This window comes from Chrysiogenia bacterium (genome assembly GCA_020434085.1).
Lineage (GTDB): Bacteria > JAGRBM01 > JAGRBM01 > JAGRBM01 > JAGRBM01 > JAGRBM01.
On the sequence record JAGRBM010000086.1, the window covers coordinates 1 to 7610 of the forward strand.

General features: G+C 57.7%; 4 protein-coding genes. All 4 read left to right on the forward strand.

From position 1 onward, the window contains the following. The first annotated feature begins 507 nt into the window (after positions 1 to 507). Positions 508 to 861, forward strand: a complete 354-nt coding sequence (locus KDH09_03025) for a DsrE family protein (protein MCB0218642.1) — start codon at positions 508 to 510, stop codon at positions 859 to 861. Between the two features lie 330 nt (positions 862 to 1191). After that, positions 1192 to 1434, forward strand: a complete 243-nt coding sequence (locus KDH09_03030; protein ID MCB0218643.1) for a helix-turn-helix transcriptional regulator — start codon at positions 1192 to 1194, stop codon at positions 1432 to 1434. A gap of 134 nt (positions 1435 to 1568) precedes the next feature. Next, positions 1569 to 2882 carry a hypothetical protein gene (locus KDH09_03035; GenBank protein MCB0218644.1) on the forward strand — a complete coding sequence of 438 codons (1314 nt, stop codon included), beginning with the start codon at positions 1569 to 1571 and terminating at the stop codon, positions 2880 to 2882. A 473-nt stretch (positions 2883 to 3355) separates the two neighbouring features. Beyond that, a partial coding sequence (locus KDH09_03040; GenBank protein MCB0218645.1) for a hypothetical protein occupies positions 3356 to 7610 on the forward strand: 4255 nt, incomplete at its 3' end.

Below are 7610 nucleotides of genomic sequence, written 5' to 3' on the forward strand. Positions count from 1 at the left end.
ACCGGTTTCCGTTCAATCTGTTTGTGAAAACAGGCGGGGAAGAAAAATGGCGGGAAGTCCGGGACAATGTACTAACCCGGCTCCTCGCGGCATAGGTACGATTGAGTAACAGCGAACCCATATTCGTGCAACTACCGGAAATCCGGTAGTTTGTACTCCCGTATTCTCCGGCCCCATTTTTCACGGTACGACGTCACTTCAAGCCCCACCACCTCCACCACTTTAGTACTTTTAGAATAAAATTAAGTACTTACGTGGTGGGGCAGTGGTGGCCCTGTGGTGGAGCAGTGGTGGAGCTTGTTTCCGGAGGTTCCAGGAAATTTTCGGCAGCATTTGCCGAATTGCTGAACGATATCAGGGCCATGATGTGAATCGGCAGGGGCGTCAAGTGGTGGAGTGGTGACGGTGGTGGACCTGATACTGTGTTCAAGTCCCAGACATGGGTAGCTGTGATCATATTGGGAAAGCCCCGATGCGGGTATCCTTGACCGCGAAAGGAAGCGACCCATGAGCAAGACGCTCTTCATTCTGAACGACCCTCCCTACGGGACCGAGCGCAGCTACAACGCCCTCCGCTTGGCGGGTGCGCTCTCGCGCAAGGAAGGCGAGGAAGTAAAAGTATTCCTGATCGGCGACGCCGCCGCCTGCGCGAAGAAGGACCAGAAGGTTCCCCAGGGCTACTACAACCTGGAGCAAATGCTCCTCATCGTCTCGCGCCACAAGGGGGAGATCGGCGTGTGCGGCACCTGCATGGACGCGCGGGGTATCACCGACAGCGAGCTCGCGGAGGGAACGCGCCGCGGCACTCTGGAATATCTTACGGGCTGGACGCAGTGGGCGGAGAAGGTGCTCGTATTCTGAGGTTTGACTGCCGCCGGGAAACGCGCTCTCGGTCCTGCCCGCTGCTCCCGAAGGCCGAAAAAGTAGCCGATCCCCCGGCCCGCGCGGGGCTCTTGTCTGGCGACCCCTTCGGATCGCGCCCCGTAAGCCGGGATTCCTGGGCTCGTCGGAGTGCGGCGTGCCGGACGGTCCGTCGACCGTTGAGCAGAAAAATGTGCCGGCTCGCGCAAGGTGAGCTTCTTCGATGCAACGGATCTGCGCCGGTCCTCGCCCCGCTGAAAATGACTTCACCGCCCGGTGCCCACCCAAGGTCTATTTTTGTTCACCTCTCCCCCGCGCATTCTTGAATCCATGAAAGGGACGCCAGGACTCGCGGAGTTTCGCATCCGCCGCAAGATCCAGCAGAAGGAGCTTGCCTTTGAGGCCGGGATTCGCAGGCCGCTTCTCTCGAAGATCGAGAGCGGGCGCGTGAATCCCTCCATCGAAGAAGTGCGCGCCATTGCGCGGGCCCTGGGCGTCTCCCAAGCGGAGGTGCTGGCATGTCTGAAGATTCAGGGTTCGAGAGTCTGGAAGAGACGCAGGGAGCGGACGTAGAAGACTGGGAGGACGAGACTCCGTCTTATCCGTTTGCGGCGCCCTTGCCGAAGGTCACACTTCCACCGGCACCGAAGGCGGCGACTGCCGCTCTTCCCGCTGCGCCGGCTTTGCCCAACCCAGTACCCGCCAGTGTGGAAACTGCACCAAAGCTCCACAGCGCCGAGGACGAGACCCTCGCCAAGATTATCGAGTCGCTGGGCGGCCGCGATCAGGCCAGGCGGCTCACGCTTAGTGTGAAGCGCCGGCGCCGCGGCGAGCCGTGGAAACAGCTGCGCCCCATTCCCATCGAGGACTGGATGGCGCAGGAGGGGCTAACCGCCGCAGAGGTCATCGGCGACCAGTTCGGCAACGGCACCTACAAGTGGGAGCTGCGCAACCAGGGGCGCTACAGCCGCTCGGGCTCGTGCGACCTTGAAGGTTTCGACCACGTGCCCGACGAGAAGATTCTCAACGAAGACGACTTCATGGCGCCAGTCGCCGAGGCCCCTGTGATTCCCGTGGGCGAGATCGTTCAGGGTGCCGTGGAAGCGGCCATGGCGCCAATGGCCGAGCTTGTGGGAAGCCTGCGCGGGGATTTGACCACCATCCTCACGGCGAAGCTTCAGGCGCCGACTCCGCCGCCCCCTGTGCCGCGCATTCCGCAGCCCGACCCGGCCCTCCAGACGCTCATCGGCATCCTGGCCCAGCAAAACACAGCGCTCTTTGAGCTGGTCGGTCGGAGCTTCACCGAGCGCACCGCGCCGGTTCCTGTCACCAACGTGCCTCCCCCAAAAGAGGATCACTTCCGCAGCAGCCTTCGCAATCTGAAAGAATTGGTCGGCATTGCCAACGAACTTCGTAGCGCCGGACTGCCGGTTCCCGAGATGCCCGGCGAGTTTACAGGTGACGAGGAAGATGAGGAGATCGATGATCTGGGTGACGTCCTCGCACTGACAGCCCCGACCGCGGGAGAAGTGGCGGAGAAGAACAACCTCTTCGACCGCGCCGGCGCGCAGGTGAGCCAGTCCCTGGAGCGCGTGCTTTCCAGCTTCCTGCGCTATGGCGAAGAGAAGCTCCAGAGCGAAGTCATGGGTGCGGGAGTCGGCGCGCCCCAACCTGACCGGGCGAGTGCGCCCCTGTCGGGAGCCACCCCCGCCGTGCCGGGTCTCACGCCCGAGACGGTCAAGGAGCTCGAACGCCTCTTCAGCCTGGTGGATCAGTGCGTCCGCGAAGGCGTCACGGTCGAGGAATTCAGAGAGCACGTCCTGCCGCGCGTGCCCGAGGAATTCCTGGAGCTCATGCAGACCGGAAAACTCCACGCGGGCGACCTGGCCGAGCTCTCGAAGTTTCTTGGAAAGCCGGAGATAACGCGGCGGATGCAGGAGCCGGAGGTGCGGGAGTATCTGGGAGAGCTGCTGAATTCGCTTCCCGTATCGGAACACGACACCAGAGAAGGCTTAGAATAGGCGTAGACTGATCGATATACCGGTTTGTCCTGTAACGGCAATTACCTGACACAATAGTCGTATCGGACAAGTTGGGTGATGCCGAAGGCGCAATCCTAGCCGTTTTGGGTTGCTCTTTGGTCACCTTAGACGGCTGGCCTGCAGTGCGCTGAGGCTTGGTCATCTGATAATCCTAAGGCTCAAGGCCCGAACCCGATTGACCGGTTACCCAGGGCGATTTTTGCGTTGAAAGCTGCGCATTGCACAAGAGTTTACAGGTCCAACGCGAGAAAATGTGTGCTGGAACTAAACATTCAGTATTTCCGCTAGTTAGTCGCTGCTTGTTCTTATCTTTTGGAACATCTCCGCGCCCAGAATTGTCCAATTAGACAAAAAGCGTCGCAAATTGGTACAGCACAAAGTTTGACCCCGCGCATTAAATCTGGTTCATGAAGACTAGATCGATCCCGAACGCATTCGGGTAGGGGAACATCATGCGCAAGGTAATCGTCTGTCTTTTTTCAGCCGCCGTCACGTCTATGTCTGGAGTAACTGCCGTTCTGGCGCAACAGACGTACTCAGCCAGTTCGATCCTCGATAGCTCAAATCATTCAGGCAGTGTCCAGGATGCACAGACCCAGGGGGATGACCAGTGGCTGCCGGTGGCACTGCCCCCCGAGTCCACGACAATTGCGCCAGAGGAGATCCTGGATGGCAATTTTGACCCGGCCTCTGTAACGGTCATTCAGGACAATGAGAATAATCAGTGGTTGAGCAAGCCCATCGACCCGCCGGTCGCAACCACCTATCCACCCGAGACGCTTGTTGATTCAGGGAACCTGGATGATACCAACGGACTTGCCGATCTTGTCGAAGATCCAGATCTCTACGCACCAGATTATGCAAGCGCGTCTTGGATGGCGCCGCTGTATGATGGTTCAGACACCTATGTTGAAGTGTCTTTTCCCTACCCTGGAAATGGCTTGCAATCAGGGCCAGACCTTCAGGAATTTCGCGTGCTTGTGTCGCGTAGCCCAAGCAGTAGCAGCCGTACGCCGAGCGTTCGTTTGAGGCTGAAAGTGGGAGGGAGCTTCATTACATCGTCGAACTGGATTGATGTCCCGAGTAATCCAACAGTGGTGAGTTGGACATGGGATGCAGACCTTCTCACAAACCCACCGTATGCCAGCATTTCACTTTATGCAGAGGGGAATGCTTCAGGTGGTCCTGGTGGCCAGCGCTCGACGGTGGCGTTCGGCGGTGTCGAATGGAATGCACTGGTCCGGGCCGACAATGACCGCGACGTCCGGGTTTCATTTCCAGCGTCGGAATATTTGCTGGACGAGACTGCAAATGTTCAGGAGATTAGCGCCTTGCTCCGCAAGTCCGGGACCGGGTCACCAGAATATCAGTTTGAGCTCTGGCGACAAGGTGACCCTGGCCAGCCCAGCACATTGATCCGTCAGGGAAGCCGCCAGGCTTTGCCGGTCGAAACGGTGGAAGAAACGCTGGCCCCGGAAACAATTCTGGATTCCCAGAACCTCGACCCGGTGACGGGTGGGATCGTATACGTTAAGGAGTCGCCTGACAGTTCCGATTTCCAATGGCTGACTGCCTCAGACGGGGATGCCGATACCTATTTGAGTCTTTCCTTTCCAACTCCCAGTAATGATCTATCGCTGGGTAGCAACCTTCAGCAGTTTCGTGTGCGATTGCGCGAACACGTGGAAGCCGGAACGTCGCCCACGGCGACATTCAGGCTCGAATTGTGGGAGTGCGTGGATGGCACTACGGAGGTTCAGCGCGCGGTCGGCAGTGATACCAGTCTGTCGCAGTACATTGGATCAGAGTCGCTGCATCCCGACGAGGTCTTTAACCCCATCAATCTTACCTATGCGACTGACGGGCTGGCCGAACTGGCTGATACCGACGCCTCGTGGATGGAGCCGATTGACGGCGTTGCGGACACTGGCGTGGAAGTATCCTTCCCGACCCCGACGGCGCCGCTTCTGGCGGGCCCTGGAAACCAGGAGGTTCGGGTCGAACTACAGGATATCGCTGTTACCGGCAGTTACACCAACTCCGAATACACGATTGAGGTACTGGATGGGGCAACGACTGTTGCATCGGTGGGGCCTATCAATATCTCGGGTCTTACCGCCCAGGTGATTTCTCTGACCTGGAATGCGGGTGATTTGCCGAATGATCCCTCTGGCGCCGATGTGCGGGTTCGGGTCTCGATTACAGCTGATGGGCCGAGTGGGCAAACATCCGGCACCATGCGCATTGGATCAATCGAATGGATTGCCAAGACTGAGGATCAGGGGCTGGTTGCATCTCTTACATGGGGCGCGAACTCACTCGCTGATCCCACCGGGGCGGATGTTGAGCTTCGCATATACGGTGACGCCGACAGCGACTGGACGACTAGAGGTACGATTGAAATCGGTTCAGCCGAATGGACCGCGAAGGTAAACGACTATGAAGTGGTTGAGACGTTTGCTTGGGAGGTCAGTGAACTGGCCGATCCAGGTGATCCTTACGGGAACCGGGCGGAAGTTCGAATCGTCGGGTTTTCAACGGGGGACAATGCGCTCGAAGTCGGTGCGGTGGAGTGGGTTGCCGCCAACGATGAAAATCTGGACCCGTTTGTCGAATTCGGCTTTAGCAGCCCGGTCGAGCCGTTGGCTCAGGGTGCGGGACTGCAAGCGATGTCGGTGCGCACGCGCTCCAGTACCGGGAGTCGGGAGGACGTCCCGGAGTTGCTACTCGAAGTTCTCGTGAATGACTGCGTGGTCGCATCATCAGGAAATGAGAGAATTTGGTATCAAGGGGAGCGGGACGTCGAGCTCGTGTGGGACGCGGCGAGCATCTTGAGCTGTCCGGAGGCTGTGACTCTTCTGCAGAATCCCTCCTATTCGGACGATGATGTAATCAATATTCTGGCGAGCGACATCTCCTTGCGTGTTTCAGCCCTGCCCGATCAGGCGACCCAAAATGCGATTTCGTTGGATTGGGTGAGCTGGTCCACTCGAACAGCTCAAGAGCTGGGCGTCGATTGGAACGTGGCACTGCCGCCCACCACTGTTTGGAGCTACGAGCACGGAGAAGCAGAGCTCGACAAGATCGTTGATTCACCAGATCAACCAGATGGCGAAGCGGTTCTGCTCAGTGTTGGAGAGTCAACGATACGGATGAAACCTGCAGCTATTACTCATGTGGAGAGCTACCCGCCTGAGAATGCAGTGCTCTCCTATATTGAAAATGATGCAGACGAAGCTGATGGCCTGGCAATCGAATACACAACCGATCCTGCTACAGCCTGGGCGCAGATAGGCGTTGATTTTGGCATGCCGCCCGGGCCACTTGTGCTGGGTCCCGGCTTGCAGGAGTGCAGGACACACATCATCCCCGGGACCGGGGCAGCGCAAAATACGGCAGGTGCAAAAGCCTATGAAAGCGTGGGGGGCAATTTCAACACGATTGCTGATCCTGGGTACACAGAGGTCGTAGAGGAGGGTATTCGATCAGCAAGTTTCGACGCAGCGAGCCTCTCCGATCAGAGTGGCGCAAATGTACATTGTCGCGCCGAGAGTTGGGTGGCCTCTGGTCCAGCGCCGCGCGACCATCCCGATGTCGAAGCAATCGAATGGAACGCGACGGTTCTACTCGATGAGGGCTATTTGGATATTGCGTTCAGCGCAGTACCTGCGGAACTCAGCCTTCAAGGCAGCCAGATTTATCGCGTGGCACTTGCATCTGCACTGGCGGGGCAAACGAGCGAAGCATTTGCGCGACTGGAACTCAGAGAGAATGGCCAAGTGGTTCGCTCCACAGGGCCAGTGTCAATTTCAAGTGACGGAGAACTGCTGGAACTCGAGTGGTTGCCTTCGGACCTGCTTGACGTGTCGGCGCAAAATGCCTCTCTTCGAGTAATTTCCATTGGCAATGAGGACTGGACAAACACCATTGCAGTCGAAGCAGTGGACTGGCTCGTAGGTGTCAACAACGTGGCGCCGCAGTTTATGAATGGGCCCAGCACGAGTGCTGCGGAAGGTGTGCTCTATGAGTTCATGCCCCTGATAAGCGATCCGAATGCATGGAACGGTGATCTCCCGTTTTATGCCATTGAAGGACAGCCAGCGTGGGCCGAGTTCGATGAGGCCACGGGAAGACTGTGGGGAGTCCCTGGTAACGCAGATGCAGAACTGTCTTATGACAATATCAAAATTACGGTGATGGATGAAAGAGGAGGTTTTGGCCAAACTGGTTTGCTTTCAATCTACGTGGTCAACGTTAACTCCGCTCCGACTATCAGCGGCGACCCAGAAACAAGTGTATTGGAAGATGAACCGTACAATTTCGTCCCCGGTGCATGGGATGAGGATGAGATTCATGGAGATACGCTGCTATTTACCATTCAAAATCAGCCGGCTTGGGCCAGTTTTAACTCAAGCACGGGCGCTCTCACAGGAACTCCCGGGCTAGGTGAGGTGGGAACGTACGCAGGGATCGTCATTTCTGTAGAGGACGGTGACATGGCCACGGCCTCCCTGCCTCCATTTGACATCGCTGTGCAACCGGATACTGCTCCAGAAATTACCGGAGAGTTGAACCCCCCTTCTGCAGTAGAAGAGACATTTTACACCTACACCGTGGTTGCGACGGATCCCGAGCTCATTGACGGCGACGAGCTGCAAGTTGAGGTCGCGAATCAGCCGACTTGGATGCAGCTGAGCCAGAGCCTAA